Raw genomic sequence first — 15,730 nt, forward strand, 5'->3', positions numbered from 1 at the left:
GTATTAGCCTAGCTATCCATGAATAGCTTATTGATAAAAGGACTTTTCCCATACCTTTTTCAAAGGAGGGATAAAAAATGGGATATTATGTTAAAGTGGCGCCTGAAGTGAATATATATGTTGAAGATGTAAATCGTAAAAGTAGTAAAACCATCCTCTTTGTCCATGGCTGGCCAGCCAATCATAAATTATTTGAATATCAGTTTAATGTCCTTCCTGCGATGGGATATCGGTGTATTGGGATCGATCTAAGGGGATTTGGCAAGTCAGATAAACCTTGGGAAGGGTACTCGTACAATAGACTTGCTGATGATATTCGGGAAATTGTTAAAGCACTTCGCTTACAGAGTTTCACGCTTGCAGGTCATTCTGTCGGTGGAGCGATTGTTATCAGGTATATGGAACGCCATAAGGGCTTTGGGGTATCGAAGTTAGCCCTTTTTGGTGCAGCTGCCCCTAGTTTTATTAAGCGGCCAGGCTTTCCTTTTGGATTAGAGGCGAAGGATGTCAATTTACTACTGGGGCAGATTTATAACGATCGGCCGAAAATGCTCTCTGATTTCACGAACATGTTCTTCCATCAGGCGCTCACTAAACCTTTCTCAGACTGGTTCTTTCAATTAGGAATTGAAGCAGCAGGGCATTCCACTGCAGGCTTACTAAACTCCTTAAGAGATGAAACCTTATTTACAGATATCAAGAGAATTCAGGTGCCTACATTGATTCTTCATGGTCAACATGATCAAATTTGTTTGCCACCGCTGGCTTCCATCCTTCATCAGGGAATTATCAACTCTAGGCTTGTTTGGTTTGAACACAGTGGTCATGGTTTGTTCTGGGAAGAGCAGAAAAAGTTTACACAGGAATTGGCTAATTTTATTGGGTAAAATCTTACTTCTTAACAATTGGAAAACGGAATTTCTGCGGAAACATAGAGAGGCTCTTTCTTACCCTACTATGGAAATTGGAAGGCTCGCGGTAGCATAGAAAGCCTCTTTCTTCATATACCGCTTGACCATCTTCAAGTCAAACTTACTCACTGCTTTTCGAATATGGATATTTTTTCTGCAAAAATCCGACCGATTGGGTAATTAGCTCTTTTAATACATCGATATCAATATCAGCGACCTTATTGATGTATACACACCCTTTTCCTGTTGTGTGTTTCCCAAAGTCCTTTAGCAATTCCTCACGCTTTGTTTCTCCCGGTGCAAAATACAAACTAATTTTTGCCTTTCGTGGCGAAAAGCCAACTAATGGGGCATCTCCTTCATGGCCTGATTCATATTTATAATGATAGGAACCGAATCCAATAATACTCGGCCCCCACATCTTTGCCTCATAACCTGTTGTTTCAGTAAATATATCTATTAGTTTATACGCATCCTCACGTTTTTTCGGGTTTTCGACATTTTCAATAAACTCGATCACACTATGATCGGTTTCTTTTGTTTTTTGCTGATAGCTCATTTTTCCACTCCATTCTTCATATCAAATACATTATTGGTAAAAAGAACTAATTACAGACTCCTATAGATATACATAAAGCGCGAATTGAAGGATTTATTAATCGTGCCCTTCACCATTGAATTTTGCTGTCGACGGTAACAATTAATGAGAAGTACTAATTAAACAGTTGGACTTTTTCAAAAAGTAATAAAAAAAGAGAGTATCGCTACTCTCCTTCTTCTACAACAACAAGGTAACCATGTTGTTGCGGGCCTTCCTCGTATACTTCGCGAGAGACTATGTAATAATTTTCTTTATTCTGGTCTGTAATGACCATTTCACTCGGACTCTTGTCCACTGCTGCTGCTTCTAAGCTAAAGTATGGTAACCCCAGTTTTGAGTTATCAAATGACATGGTTATCCCCCATTTCTATCTTTTAACATGTACATTACTCATGAAAAGTATAACAAATTTCAGACATCAATGTGACCTGATCGTTTCTTTTTTATATAATCTTATGGTAATCTCATTAAAGACAAAATCAAACGTTTCTGAAAAGAGGGATTATTATTAACGTATTATGGGATTTCGACGGCACTCTTTTTGATACCTATCCAGCACTTGTCTCAGGTTTCATCAACTTAAGCAAGCAAGACCTTGATCGCGATGAGGTTCTAAAATGGCTAAAAATTGATTCCAAAACAGCCTTTAAACATTATGGAATAGATGAAAAGCAGAGACTTGAGTATCAAACCTTACATAACTATTATTCAAAGACGGAAAGCAGGCCATTTGAATACTTAGCGGAAGCTTTATCTTCTGTTGATCACAATATTATTGTTACGCACCGCGATAAGGAATCGACCATCTTTCTGCTTAAAAAATATCATTTAGACAAATACTTTAAAGAGATTGTTTCTGTTGAGGAACAAGGTTTTACAAGAAAACCCCACAGCTCCTCCTACGAATATGTTCTAAAAAGTCACCATATTGATTTGGTCGTCGGTGACCGTGACTTAGATTTAATTCCCGCTCGAGAATTAAATATTAAAACGTGTGCCTTTCAAAATCGAAACATTGAAGCTGATTTTCATATCGACAGCTATGCCGATTTTGTCGCAGAAGTTCTTAACCCTCTTCAACAGAAATAGGTTGGAAGTTCCTTATTAATATTTTGAAACTTTATTGGACCTCAATCGTATATGTATACATAAGTTAGGTTTGTACGATTAAAAAATTATTATAGAATGGAAGATCTATATTGGGCTCGAATATTTTACTGATTGGACAGTATGCTTTTGAGATTTATTATTGGTTAATTTTAATATCTATTTTCAGTTCCTGGTTTCCTCAGTTTCAAGCAACAAAGATTGGTATCTGGATTGCCAAGCTTGTCGAACCATATTTAGGATTGTTCAGAAGGTTTATCCCCCCTCTTGGTCCAATTGACTTTTCACCGATCATCGCATTATTTGCCTTTAGATTTATCAGGCAATTTGCTTTAGAAGGTCTCCGTCAATCATTGAATGTCATCGGGGCATAAAAGCTATTAAAAAAAGGAGTTGCGCTGCAGCTCCTTTTTTCTATATCATCAATATCTCCCTGATATCCTCTTCAGTAAGAGTTGTCATGACTTTCTCATCAGAATCGATGATTTCTTCGATGAGATGTCGCTTTTTATCTTGCAGTTCATTCATTTTTTCCTCGATTGTCCCTCGGGCAACCAGTTTGATGACCTGGACGATGTTTTTCTGACCCATCCTGTGGGCACGATCGGCTGCTTGTTCCTCGACAGCCGGGTTCCACCACGTGTCATATAAAATAACGGTATCCGCACTCATCAAATTAAGACCTGTTCCTCCTGCTTTTAAAGAAATGAGGAACAAATCCCGTTCACCGCGATTAAAGCGCTCGCAGATTTCGACTCGTTCTTCAGATGGAGTCTGTCCATCCAGGTAAAAATAAGGCAATCCTTTCGCAGTTAAAGCTCTGCCGATAAGATCAAGCATTTTCGTAAACTGTGAAAAAATTAATACTCTTCTTCCAGAAAGCTTTGATTCGTCAACAATCTGCAAGAGTTGTTCGAATTTCGCTGAATTCCCTTGATACCCATCGACAAACAAACCTGGATGACAGCAAATCTGCCGCAAACGAGTCAAACCCGCTAGGATTTTGATTCTATTTTTTCGTATCGTGTCCTTGTCCAGATGCTTTAATGTGTCATGCCTTAGTTTCGCCAAATAGGCTGCATACAGCTTTTTTTGTTCTGGAAACAGTTCCACAGACTCCAGCGACTCCATTTTTTCAGGAAGCTCAGCAAGGACATCCTCCTTCAACCTGCGCAGTAAAAAAGGACGGATTCTCCGTGCAATGTTTTTCCTAGATAGCTTGCTATATTCCTTTAGCCCAAGGAACAGTTCAGGAAAGACAACATGAAAAATTGACCACAGCTCTTCCTCGGAATTTTCTACGGGTGTCCCCGTAAGTGCAAAGCGATGATGGGCTTGTAACATCTTTGCTGCATGGGCTGTTTGCGTCAACGGATTTTTAAAGGCTTGCGCCTCATCAAAAAACACCGTATGAAAGGATTTCTTCTCAAACCAACTGATCTCGCGGCGCAGTAACGGGTAGGAGATGATCATTACATCGACATCCTTCCCTTCCTTCAGAAGCTTGGTTCGCTCTGCTTTTGTTCCATCAATGACAGCGGCCTTTACCTGGGGAGCAAATTTCCTGATTTCACTTAGCCAGTTATACGTCAAGGATGACGGACAAACAACGAGGGCTGGCTGGTTACTTTTACGGATATCGGACTGAACGGACATAATAAAAGCGATGCTTTGAATCGTTTTTCCAAGTCCCATATCATCAGCCAGTATCCCGCCGAAGCCGTAGTATGCCAGAGTCTTCATCCATTTAAACCCATGCTTTTGATAATCTTTAAGGAGGGGCTCTAAACTCGTTGGCACCTCAAACTCCAACCGGCCTGGATTGTGAAGGTGATCAAGGAACTGCCGAAAGGATTCCTCTAACTTAAACGCATCACTAACCTCAACCGTATCAAGAAGTTGAAGACTCTGCTCAATTGGTAAATCCAAACCACTGGCGAGATCCTTATTCTTGGCTAGTGGTGAGTAAAGAAAACGCTGAATTTCATCGAATTCTCTCGTCTGAAGCGAGAGCAGCGACCCATTAGGCATACGATAATATTTCCGTTTTTCCTCTAAAGCCGACAAAACCTCACGTATTTGTCTTTCAGGAATGCCGTCCATTTCAAATTTAAATTCAAGCCAATTGGTTCGTTCCTTTTTGACCCTCACCCTAACCTGCGGGCGAAATTCCCCTCTGGAAATCCGATTTCTTACAGCCGTCGTCGCATAAATTCGGACGAGCTTTTGGAGCTTTGGAACGACATAGGTCAGAAAGTCATACTCCAGTTCTTCATTATGAAGAAAATATCCACCATCTGTCTTGGCAAACGAGCTATCCTCAAAGAGCTGGAGGATTTCATCTTCCTTTTCTACATCACGGATTACTAAAGAGCCAGATGGGAGATCTCTACTTTCCAATGGATTAATGATCCAATTTTCGTAATGAAATTCGAGTCCCGCCAGCAAGCGGTTTTTGACACGATCCAAGTAGAGTTTGGCCATAAGTGGTGTGTTCATCAATTGCTTCGTGATCGTTTCTGCAATCGTAACCTGTCCTAGTTTTTTTAACCCTGGCGCCACTTTTTCCAGAAAAAAACGGATTTGCTCTTGCGGAATGGGAATTTGATTGGTCCCAGAGGCATCCAACATCTCTTTCAGATCCGATAGGCGTTTATAGTCCTGATCTTCTAGTTGTTTTACTTTCCCTTCGTATAAAACGGAATGATAGGCACTTAAGAAAATCATCCGAGGTAAGTTTTTAACCTTCAGTTGATAACCGTTTCCTTCCGCTTTTGTAAAATCAAACTCTAATGGGAGCGATTCGGCTGATAAGTGCAGACCTTGAAAGGTATGCCCCTCAGATTTCACCTTCACATAGGGAATTTTTATGAGCAACGGAAGCAGCCGTTCCCAAGAGGATGATGGAATGAACAGCATCTGATGTTGATTGGTGTCAGGCACCACATCCACATACACCTTTTCATCCCGTAGTACTTGGATGAGCTGCTCCAGAACGGCATTGGTTTCTTTTTGAAAGCAATGGAGATTTGGATCGTATTGGAATGAGCTCGAAAGTGAGTAAGTCTTTCCCGTACTTACCCGCCCCAAAAACATTCGGATATTTTCCACCTCAGTTGATGCGACGGCCAATTCGATAGCGAATAGGTATCTTCCCTTGCCAACCTCCATGGGTTTACAGGTAAACTCGATATCAAGTACATTTCTTTTTTCAAAATGGAGTTGATGACCGCTTGAGCGAACAGGCTGATCCGTAAAAAGTGTCAGTAACCCTTCCGTCAGAGCCTGATTAGTGGAATTGGAAACCATCGGGATGGTTCCTTTCTGTTGATGCTCGTAAACCGCCAATAAAACGGCTGCAATATGCTGACAATCCTTTGTAAACGAGGCAAGCTTTGGGCAGCTGCATTCCGTTAAAATATCATCGTTGCCACTCGCTTCGATTGTCACATGGAAGTCTTCCTCACCTGTTACCGTAGCTTGACAACGGTCAGGTCGATATTGTTCAAATGTGACTTTATTCGTTTGATAAAAATAATCTCCTCGTTTGAAGGAGACAGTGCCACACATTTCTTTGATGAGTTTTTGATTTAATGGGATGTTCACGTGTCCTGCTCCTTCCTGAGTTTCTGCACCAATTAAGATATAGAACATTATAGCATACGTACTATTTTTTATAATTTACTTCAACATAGTAATAGGAAGGAATGATAAGATAGTAGGAGTAAAAAAAGCGTCTGCCATTCATTTCTGAATGGCAGACGCTTGAAATATTAAAAGCCTACGCTCATCGTATCCGGATGGGACCCAGCACGGCTATCTTGATTCAATCCATCAATTTTGTCCATATCCTCAGTGGATAATTCAAAATCAAAAATATCCGCATTTTCAATAATGCGATGTTCTTTGATTGATTTTGGAATTGTAACCACTCCATGCTGTAAATCCCAGCGCAAGATCACTTGAGCAACAGATTTATTATATTTATGCGCAAGATCTTCTAGAACCGGTTCACTTAGAAGCTGCCCTTGTTTTAAAGGCGACCATGCTTCCAGTTGAATTCCTTCATTTTTACAATAGGCAAGAAGCTCTTTTTGGGTTAAGTGCGGATGGAACTCCACCTGATTTACCATCGGTTTAATCTCTGCAGAACTGATTAAATCTTCTAAATGGTGAACTTGGAAGTTACTTACGCCAATCGCGCGCACACGCCCCTCTTTGTAAAGTTTTTCAAACGCCTTCCATGTTTCTTTATATTTATCTTTTCCTGGCCAGTGAATTAAATAAAGATCTAAGTAATCAAGTCCAAGTTTAGTAAGACTTGTTTCAAACGCCTTTAACGTTGATTCATATCCCTGTTCGGAATTCCAAAGCTTTGTTGTAATAAACAGATCCTCACGGGGAACGCCAGAATCCTTAATCGCTTGGCCTACACCTTCTTCATTCCCATAAATAGCGGCTGTATCAATGCTTATGTATCCGTTTTTGATAGCAGCTTTTACAGACTGAATAACCTCTTCCCCTTCGGTTACTTTAAAAACGCCTAATCCCACCCATGGCATCTTTACTCCATTGCTTAATGTAGTCGTGTCTTTCAAATTTGTCGGCATCGTTTATTCCTCCTTTAATTTGATTGTTGTTATAATAATCACATAATTATTGAAAAAATTCCATTCTAAGGAATTGCTTTATTAAAATGTAGCAGCGTGTCGTTCATTTTGGTAAAATCATGTAACAACGTTTGAAGGGATCATCATGATTACCTATCCGTATTTAAAAAAAGGAGGTTCACATGTTTTTATCCTATCCCATTTTAGCCGCCCTTTTAGGTATGTTTATTGCCCAATTTGTAAAAATTCCGATACACTATTTTGCTTCAGGAGAATTAAGATGGAACTTGATGTTTAGCACTGGCGGAATGCCTAGTTCTCATACAGCTACAATTATTTCATTAACTACTGCTATCGGTTTAACTTCAGGACTCCATTCTAATGAATTTGCGATTTCTGTGATCGTTTCACTAATTGTCATGCATGATGCGACTGGAGTTCGAAGACATGCAGGCTATCATGCAGAGGTATTAAATACATTGTTAGCTGATTTTAATCTTTTAATTGACACCTTAAAAAACCCGAAGTTAAAGAAAACAGAGTCTAGAGAAAAGCTGAAAGAATTATTAGGGCATCAACCGGCAGAAGTATTTTTTGGATTGATCACAGGAATCATTGTTGGTGTGCTGACCTATCAGTTCTATCCGTTTAACTAGTCGTTTTGGAGTGTGTTCTAGGTTAAATTTGGCTGTTGCCATGACAGCCAAATTTTGCACCTACTCTATCAACCTAAAAGCATGGAAATTATATAATCACTGCCGCTTACGATAAGAACGCTTTGCCCCAATCCACTCATTATACCAGTGATAACCCTCAAGACATTATTACTCATCCGATATTTCCTTTTCTGTGTCCAACCATCAAGAACCATCGGGACATTTAAAAGTAGTCCGAGCCATAATGACAAATGTATACCCGCAATCAGCAAAAACGGGAAAAATAAATAGCCTAGCAAGATACCCGTACATCTTGCACATAAGGGGAGAGTATACCCCTTAATCGTAATACTCCGAGACTTCATCCGATGACAAGGAATGATATCTAGCAATCTCATTTTATTAATTACAATCCGGTCCACAATCACAATCCGGCCCACAATCCCCATCAAAGTCCGGAATACAATCACAGTCTGGAGTCCAATCGTATTTCTTTTTTCGATGTTTCTTTTTTCCATAATAAATCAAAATAAACAGCAACAGTAGTATTCCGGCACCAATAGCAATGGCCCCGACTGTTACTGTACCTTTTACCAATAAAGTGGTACCCACGACAAAACAAATAATCATCGCCGTTAATAATAGAAAAAACATCCCCATCACCTTTGTCATTTGGACTTAACTTTTATCATTTAATCTATTCCTGACTCCTTATCCATCCACTCAACTTTATAGAATTCTATCATTTTATTTCGCCTTTGAAGAGGAACTTTCCTTCTTCCATTTAACTTGGTATTGCAAATGAGAAAAACCGCCAAAGACTGGTGTAAGCTTGAAGGTTTTTTGATGTTTAAGCTTCGATGGGTCTTAATGACCCTGTTTCAACTTTTCCAAAAATGGTTCTTTTTTCTTTATTAATTCACTTGCGAATCCCCAAACTAAAAATAAAATCGTAATCGATTTAGCTATTTCACTAAAAAAGACAGGCCTCATTTCTTAATATAAATTATTGAATTCATTGATTTCTTTCTTTTAAAATATCCTGAATGATTTCCATATGAAAAGCAGCCCATGCCTTTTCTCGAAAATGAAGGATGACACTTAAAGTTAAAATCATCAAATATGTAACCCCAAATATTGCCCAAAGTTTGCTTCCATCCTTGAAAAGGAAGTCCATCAATGGTTTGGAAAATAGAAACAAAAGCCATGGGACAGAAGAAACAAAAATCGGTATAATCCCAGATCCATTCTTTTCCTTGATCATTCGATAATTAATTAATTGCAACATGCTGCTATCAAGTGATTGATACAGTCTTTGAACCTCTTCAATTTCTATGTATTCCCTCATATGTTTGGTGGATTCACCGTTGTTTATGGCTTTGTTAAGCCGAAGGTAAACTTTATGCGCATCGCCTCGAAATGAAAACATATCTTCTTACCTTCCCTGCTATTTTTTATATTATTTTTCGCGACTGACAGGATAGTATGTAAAAAATAGAGAAATAGAAAAATGAATTAATTTTGCTTGTAACAAATTAGTTGTTAAAAAGACTTATAATTACAAATAGATGTAAGGAGGATGAATTATATGAATTACAAAATTATTGAAAGAGACAGTTTCCAAGTTATCGGAATCAAGCGAGAGTTCTCATGTGCAAATGGGGAGAACTTAACGGAGATACCAAAAATGTGGGCGGATGTTCATGCAGATGGAACCAACGATTTATTACTCCAATTGAATAATGGGGAAATTAATGGGGTGCTTGGGGTATGTGTTGATAAACGAGACACGCAACAGCAATTAATGGATTACTGGATTGCATCGGAACATAACGGTGACACTCCGAAAGGTTTATTGAATCTCGAGATTCCACCTTCAAAGTGGGGCGTATTTGAAGTTCAAGGCCCAATGCCCGAGGCAATCCAGAAAGTATGGAAACAAATATACTCTGAATGGTTTCCGTCAAGTCATTACAAGCATGCAGGCACACCTAATTTAGAAGTCTATTTCGCCGGTGATCCTTGGGGCACCGATTACTACTCAGAAATCTGGATTCCCTTAAAATAACAAATTATTATGCTTAATCTTTTAATTAAACGTTTGGTTAGTTCCTAAAAAACTAACTGATTGTTGTAAGCAGTAAACTATGCTTTATAATAAGGCGGAATTCGTAGCCACTCATGCCGATCCAAATACTGTTTTACCGTTAAGCCAGCAGTAGTCTTCTTCAAAATAATTTTTGAAAAAATTAACCCAACATCTGCCCGAATAGATTCAGTAAGTCCTTTGGCAGCATAATTAACCCCCATAGCAAGATTATAGGACATTAAATTAGCCATTTCTTCATCATCTAATTTAGCACCCTCGGGTATACTCTTAAAATCTCCCATAGGTTTTTCCGGTGTCGATTGAGGAAAGGGAACCCCTTCTTTCATGAGAAACTCTTTCAGTTCGTCTCTAATTGGAATATGTACGGTTTCTCTTACATCCTTTAAAATTTGTTTTAATTCCGGATCTTGGGCAATATTGTAACCGATTTCCTCATTACGCATTGTCGTTTCAGTGCCTAAAAGAAAAAACCATAGGTTGGAAACCTCCATTACATTTAATGGTCTTTTCTCGCCGTCCATAAATGGTTCAAATACATCTTGAATTAATTCAAATAATTTCATGTTTTGAAGATCCCACCAAACTTTGATTTGTATGATGGTAGGATTTCCAATCATACTAATTAAAATACTTGTTGAATAGTTTTTCTGCTGTTCGGGTAGCTAATGCCTGTGTCGTAAGGGTAGGATTGACTCCGCCTAAACTATTATAATGGACGCTGTTGTCAGCGATATATAACCGTTTTACTTGAAATGACTCGCAATGTTGATCCACAACGAAGCCGATTCGCATCGTACTTTCCAAGTGAATCATCATTCCTGCCGGCCAATTTGACCATATAATTTTTTTTGCCCCCGCTTTTCGTAACAGATCTGCGGCTATTTTCACCAGTTCGCTTCGCTTCCTCCGGGATTGTTGGGCAGGCTGATACGTCACAACAGGGACAGGTCCATTTTCATCACTAATTAGCGGATCGAGAGTAATTCCATTTCGTTGTTCCACTTCATCATCGGTACTGACTAAAACATTTAAGGTTCTTCGGTAGGAGTCCATTGTTTCTTTTAAATCATTACCGAAAAGTCGCCCCTTAATATCCCAGGGATCGTCCATACTAGGCGGGTTTAAGAAAGAGTATCCAGAATCACTCACCCCATAAAAAGAAGCGGTTAATCCCGGACTCATCCCAACCGACTGTACCGCTCCAAGTCCGGGGTAGTCCATCCTTGCTCCGCATGTATTTCCCACAAAGGGATTAATTTCTGAAGTTCCCAATATTGGCATCAAATCCTTTTCATCGAATATCCCAGATATCCAGTCCATATAATGATTAACCAATCCTCTTCCTACCCATGGATTGTCAGGCAGTCCTGAATTTAACCAAAGTCTTGGGGTTTCAATGCATCCGGACGCCATCACTATGATTTCTGCCCATAGATCCTCCTGCTCCCCCGTCCAGGTGTCCCTTATTTTTACTCCAACCGCATGCAACCCTTTACCAACGTTATTTTCTGTTAATATTTTTATAGCAAAGGCATTTGGTCTTATACAGACATTTCCTGTCTTTAAAGCAAGCGGAACATAACTGACATTTGTGGAGCGTTTTGCAATTTTATCTACGGATGGTCCATGCGGACAACCGTTGATACAATGTCCCGAAAGAGTGCAGCCTTCCATCCAGGATAGTTGCTTTACGGAGAGGTTTGGATTTGTGATATTATCATTGGGAGGCAAAATGGCATTAGGCTGCGGCCTATATCCTGGAACGGTCACATCCAGTGTAGGAATCAAGTTCCACCCAGCCTTTTTCGCACCATAATAAAATAATTCTTCCTTTGCCGTAGTAGCCGCAAAGTTCACCGGTAATGTCGCTTCAACCTTTTCATAATATGGAATAAGTTCCCGATAAGATATGGGCCAGACATTATCTATTGCGGCTGGATATGCTCGGGGGCAATTAGCCGTATAAGTCTGGGTGGTCCCTCCAACACCGGAGCATTGCCAAATTATGCCCTTCTGGTTAGCATTCCGAAACCATTGGGGGCGACTGCGATCCGCCGGGCCCCACCGATATCTTCCTGAAACTAAATCATTCATATTCATTTCATACTTGTTCAACAATTGTTTATATAGCAAGATATCCAAATCATTTGTAGTCGAACTGGATTTGGCTCCAGGCTGTGAATTTGGATTGGGCCACTTTTTGTTCCCGTACCAGGGGCCTGCTTCTAATACCAATACCTTTAATCCCATTTCTCCGAGCTCTTTTGCTATAACGGCTCCCCCGCCGCCTGCACCAATTACAATCACGTCCTGATTGGCCATTAGTCATTCACCTTCTTGTGTTGAATGGTTGCTAAGAATCCGCGAAAATCACGATATCCAAAAGACGGACCTGGGTATAGGGTCTGGGACCATCCATGTGGAAAATATTCCACTCTCCTGTACTCAGGAGAAAATAGTCGTGTTGTTCCATAAGCTGTCCATTCCGAATAATGTCCAAACATAGGGAGTTCATTTAGGGCATCCATCATAATTCGAACAAGTCTCGGATTATTTTTGTAGGGAATACTCAAGTTTTCAAGATTAATTTCAAGCCGTTCTATCAGGGTAATAGCCCTTAACCGGTCGATCGGCGCAAGTGCTGAGAATGCACCACCGCCAGGAAATGTATTTATATTAAGAGGATAAAGAATCTGCCCCGTCTGGATTAATTGAGCAGCACCCACGTCCAGCAATTCAGCAGTAGCTTTCGACATCGAACTACTCTCAGCAAAATTTAGTTGCGCTTTTACCGGGAGAGCAATTGAATGCTCCAATATCCAAATGACATATTCATACACATGTAATTCCAGTGCTCCGGCCATTTGAAACGTTCCTAACGAATCTTTATATCTTACATGGGGTGGAATGATAGCTTGAACTAGTGACTGGAAAGTGGATCGAATATAACGATTTATGGTTTGCTCACTTTCACTCGGTTCCGTTATTTTCCCCCCCCTCTTAAAAGATTGAAGAATGATTACTTACACTTCCTAATAATATTTGTGTGTTCGTTTTTCTATGTCAGGAAGTTTAACTAGGGGTAAAAAACCACCCATCCAAATCAATACCTTCATGTGAAAATGGAGAGAACTTAACCGAGATAGCAAAAATGTGCGCTGATGTTCATACCTCTATTAAAATTAATGAACGATTAACATCTAGTTCATATTTTATTAATATTTTAGCGTTATAGTACATATTAGAGGGGATAGCACGCGTGGCTATCATGGTATTTGGCGTAGGTGGAGCCGGTACCTTAGGAAGAGCACTAGTTAAACAGTAGCTCCCTTAAATAGGTAAATCTTTGACTCACTTGTTTGATACATATGAAAACCCAACTGGAGTGCACCTCTTTAAGAAGGAGGTGTACTGTTTTTTATTGCCTGCTTCCATTATTAACGTTGGTATAACTCATTAAGAATGATATTTGGTGTAAAATTACACTTGCGTATTTGTATATTTTTGATTATTTAACGACTTTTCGCTTCAATGGGCGAATTTCTGAGTTTTATGAGCGAATTTTTGGGTTTTATGGGCGAATTTTAGGTTTCAATGAGCGAATCCAGCTTGGGGTATCGCTTTGAGCACTACAGGTAGTGGTAACCAAAATAAATACTGCAAAAAGCTCAGGGACAAATTGTCCCCGAGCCCTCATTATTTACCAATAAATTCCTGTGTCCAGTAATTACCTTGTGATACATAACCAACACCGATATAGTTGTAGTTCGGGCTAAGGATATTCTTACGGTGACCTTCACTATTCATCCAAGCCTTGACTACTTCTTCAGGAGTTCGCTGTCCCATCGCAATGTTTTCACCAGCATATCGGTAGGCGATGCCGTATTTTTTCATCATATCAAACGGTGAACCGTATGTCGGGCTTGTATGGCTGAAGTAGCCATTTACAGACATATCACGGGACTTCTCATGGGCCATTTTGCCAAGTGTTCCATCCACTTTAAGTGCTGGTAAACCATTTTTTGCCCGTTCTTGATTGGTTAGGTCAACTACTTTTTGCTCATAAGCACTTAACGAACTTGTAGTTGGTGTTGAACTTGGTGGTGTCGCAGTTACCGGTTGTTGCTGCACAGGTTGTGGTGTCGCCGTTTGAGCAGGCTCCTGTGTTGGTACGGTTTGATTTGGTTGAGCCGGAACAGGCTGCTTTACTGTATTTTGTGAAAATGAGAATCCTAAACTAGCAAGATATTTTTCGATTACACTATTAATCTCATTCATATTAGTCCCTTGGTAAACAAATACCTTTTCCTGCACGGAAGGGCTAGTAGTAGCTGCATGAGCTTTATTTAATACCGGATTTGACATCATTAACGCGGCCGCAGCTGCTACAGTTAGAATTGCTTTTTTCTTCATCATCGTTTCTTCCTCCTGTTTTGACAATTTGCCGATCTTTCGCAAATTCATCGTAACATATGATTTTCGTCATATTTGAGGAAGGATTTTACAGAAATGAAATGCAATTGGTTCTTTTGACAGCTTCAAATCTAATAGTCTCCTGATACTCCAAGTCTCTCGAGTCCATTATAAAAATTGAATTTTCTTCTCACTATTAACTAGATATCGGAAAAATTACCAATAATTATAAGGCGAAATAGAGTTGACAACTCTTTAAACAACCGCCTTTTTTAACAAATATTTCAGACAAGTATCGTATTTTACATTTATTATTTATGGCTAATCACTGCGGTAATTGCTTCATTACCAGTTAATACACTTACCATATTATCGGCAGCTAAATGAGCCATACTCATTCTTGTTTTCACACTGGCACTTCCAATGTGAGGCAGTGTAACCACATTTGGCAGGGATAATAATGGATGATCAATTGGAACTGGCTCCTGTTCGAACACATCCAGCCCAGCAGCCCAAATTTCCCCATTCTTCAATGATTGAAATAAAGCATCCTCATCGACAAGACCACCTCTAGCCGTATTGATCAAGATGGCATTTCTTTTCATTAGGGACAATTCTTCTTTTCCAATTAGGTGGTATACCTCGGCGCTATAAGGCAGCAGAAGGCAGACAAAATCAGATTGCTGCAACAAATCCTTCATTTCCCTGTAGTGAATCCCCAGCTTTTCTTCTTTTTCTGGTTTCCGTGTCCGATTATAATAGAGAACATTCATATCAAAGCCCTTTGCCCGCTTGACGAGTGCTTCTCCAATTCTTCCTAATCCAATAATCCCTAAGGTTGCACTATAAATATCTTGTCCAGTCATCTGCATAAGGGACCATGCTCCCCATTCACCACTACGCAGGAACTCAGATGACTCCACGACTCTACGTGCTGTCGCCATTAATAGCGCAAACGTTAAATCAGCTGTCGTTTCGGTTAACACGCCAGGAGTGTTGGTTACGACGATTCCCTTCTTTGCAGCAAAGTCAATATCGATATTATTATAGCCTACCGCTATGTTACTAATGACCTTTAACTGTTTGGCTTTACTTAGGACCTCTTCATCTATCTTTTCTGTTAGAAGACAAATAAGCCCATCCACATCTACTATTTCTTTTAGTAAAACATCCCTTGGAACAGGGACATATTCCTCGTGCCACATTCTCACCTGAAAATGATTTGAAAGTTTATCGATCATTTCATCGGGTAGCTTTCTTGTAATATATACTGTTCTTTTCAAATCGTGCTCCACCTTTCCACCTGGCGAAATTGCCATACA

Annotated in this window: 17 protein-coding genes; 5 read left to right on the forward strand and 12 right to left on the reverse strand. The window is 39.7% G+C overall.

Annotation, left to right across the window (positions count from 1 at the left end; genetic code table 11):
- Positions 1–77 precede the first annotated feature (77 nt).
- Complete coding sequence (locus tag QF028_RS23300) at positions 78–887, forward strand: alpha/beta fold hydrolase (protein ID WP_429469327.1); 810 nt, start codon at positions 78–80, stop codon at positions 885–887.
- Between the two features lie 145 nt (positions 888–1,032).
- Here the strand turns inward: QF028_RS23300 and QF028_RS23305 are convergent, their stop codons facing one another.
- Positions 1,033–1,470, reverse strand: a complete 438-nt coding sequence (locus tag QF028_RS23305; RefSeq protein ID WP_429469330.1) for a DUF1801 domain-containing protein — start codon at positions 1,468–1,470, stop codon at positions 1,033–1,035.
- Between the two features lie 205 nt (positions 1,471–1,675).
- Positions 1,676–1,864, reverse strand: a complete 189-nt coding sequence (locus tag QF028_RS23310; RefSeq protein ID WP_429469333.1) for a hypothetical protein — start codon at positions 1,862–1,864, stop codon at positions 1,676–1,678.
- A gap of 155 nt (positions 1,865–2,019) precedes the next feature.
- Between QF028_RS23310 and QF028_RS23315 the strand changes: the two genes are divergently transcribed.
- Both QF028_RS23315 and QF028_RS23320 read left to right on the forward strand, forming a co-directional pair.
- Positions 2,020–2,601, forward strand: coding sequence for an HAD hydrolase-like protein (locus tag QF028_RS23315; RefSeq protein ID WP_429472480.1), 582 nt, complete (start codon positions 2,020–2,022; stop codon positions 2,599–2,601).
- Between the two features lie 110 nt (positions 2,602–2,711).
- The gene (locus tag QF028_RS23320) at positions 2,712–2,993 is read left to right on the forward strand and encodes a YggT family protein (protein ID WP_088085596.1); all 282 of its coding nucleotides are present in this window, start codon (positions 2,712–2,714) and stop codon (positions 2,991–2,993) included.
- Positions 2,994–3,033: 40 nt separating this feature from the next.
- Here QF028_RS23320 and QF028_RS23325 read toward each other — a convergent pair whose 3' ends face one another.
- Positions 3,034–6,225, reverse strand: coding sequence for an SNF2 helicase associated domain-containing protein (locus QF028_RS23325; protein ID WP_429469336.1), 3,192 nt, complete (start codon positions 6,223–6,225; stop codon positions 3,034–3,036).
- 167 nt (positions 6,226–6,392) lie between these two features.
- Positions 6,393–7,229: an aldo/keto reductase gene (locus QF028_RS23330; protein ID WP_429469339.1), complete on the reverse strand. Its 837-nt coding sequence runs from the start codon at positions 7,227–7,229 to the stop codon at positions 6,393–6,395.
- A gap of 182 nt (positions 7,230–7,411) precedes the next feature.
- Here QF028_RS23330 and QF028_RS23335 point away from each other — a divergent pair, with 182 nt between their 5' ends.
- Positions 7,412–7,885 carry a divergent PAP2 family protein gene (locus QF028_RS23335; RefSeq protein ID WP_215016966.1) on the forward strand — a complete coding sequence of 158 codons (474 nt, stop codon included), beginning with the start codon at positions 7,412–7,414 and terminating at the stop codon, positions 7,883–7,885.
- Positions 7,886–7,953: 68 nt separating this feature from the next.
- Here QF028_RS23335 and QF028_RS23340 read toward each other — a convergent pair whose 3' ends face one another.
- From QF028_RS23340 to QF028_RS23350, 3 genes are all read right to left on the reverse strand, one after another.
- Complete coding sequence (locus QF028_RS23340) at positions 7,954–8,403, reverse strand: DUF2085 domain-containing protein (RefSeq protein ID WP_429469343.1); 450 nt, start codon at positions 8,401–8,403, stop codon at positions 7,954–7,956.
- Positions 8,288–8,539, reverse strand: a complete 252-nt coding sequence (locus tag QF028_RS23345; protein ID WP_214715776.1) for a hypothetical protein — start codon at positions 8,537–8,539, stop codon at positions 8,288–8,290. The genes QF028_RS23340 and QF028_RS23345 overlap by 116 nt, the downstream gene beginning before the upstream one ends.
- Positions 8,540–8,900: 361 nt before the next feature.
- Positions 8,901–9,314 carry a hypothetical protein gene (locus QF028_RS23350; RefSeq protein WP_168242006.1) on the reverse strand — a complete coding sequence of 138 codons (414 nt, stop codon included), beginning with the start codon at positions 9,312–9,314 and terminating at the stop codon, positions 8,901–8,903.
- Positions 9,315–9,473: 159 nt separating this feature from the next.
- Between QF028_RS23350 and QF028_RS23355 the strand changes: the two genes are divergently transcribed.
- Positions 9,474–9,953 (forward strand): GyrI-like domain-containing protein, encoded by a 480-nt coding sequence (locus tag QF028_RS23355; protein WP_429469345.1) that lies wholly within the window; start codon positions 9,474–9,476, stop codon positions 9,951–9,953.
- 77 nt (positions 9,954–10,030) lie between these two features.
- Here QF028_RS23355 and QF028_RS23360 read toward each other — a convergent pair whose 3' ends face one another.
- From QF028_RS23360 to QF028_RS23380, 5 genes are all read right to left on the reverse strand, one after another.
- Positions 10,031–10,558 (reverse strand): DUF3231 family protein, encoded by a 528-nt coding sequence (locus tag QF028_RS23360; protein ID WP_429469348.1) that lies wholly within the window; start codon positions 10,556–10,558, stop codon positions 10,031–10,033.
- Between the two features lie 55 nt (positions 10,559–10,613).
- On the reverse strand, positions 10,614–12,317 hold the full coding sequence (locus QF028_RS23365) for a GMC family oxidoreductase N-terminal domain-containing protein (RefSeq protein ID WP_429469350.1): 1,704 nt from the start codon (positions 12,315–12,317) through the stop codon (positions 10,614–10,616).
- Positions 12,317–12,859: a hypothetical protein gene (locus tag QF028_RS23370; protein ID WP_429469353.1), complete on the reverse strand. Its 543-nt coding sequence runs from the start codon at positions 12,857–12,859 to the stop codon at positions 12,317–12,319. The genes QF028_RS23365 and QF028_RS23370 overlap by 1 nt, the downstream gene beginning before the upstream one ends.
- An 832-nt stretch (positions 12,860–13,691) precedes the next feature.
- A complete protein-coding gene (locus tag QF028_RS23375; RefSeq protein ID WP_429472482.1) occupies positions 13,692–14,408 on the reverse strand; it encodes a CAP domain-containing protein in 717 nt (238 codons plus the stop codon).
- A gap of 311 nt (positions 14,409–14,719) precedes the next feature.
- On the reverse strand, positions 14,720–15,691 hold the full coding sequence (locus QF028_RS23380; RefSeq protein ID WP_429469356.1) for a 2-hydroxyacid dehydrogenase: 972 nt from the start codon (positions 15,689–15,691) through the stop codon (positions 14,720–14,722).
- Positions 15,692–15,730 lie beyond the last annotated feature (39 nt).

It is taken from the genome of Neobacillus sp. B4I6 (assembly GCF_050434045.1).
Taxonomy (GTDB): domain Bacteria; phylum Bacillota; class Bacilli; order Bacillales; family Cytobacillaceae; genus Neobacillus.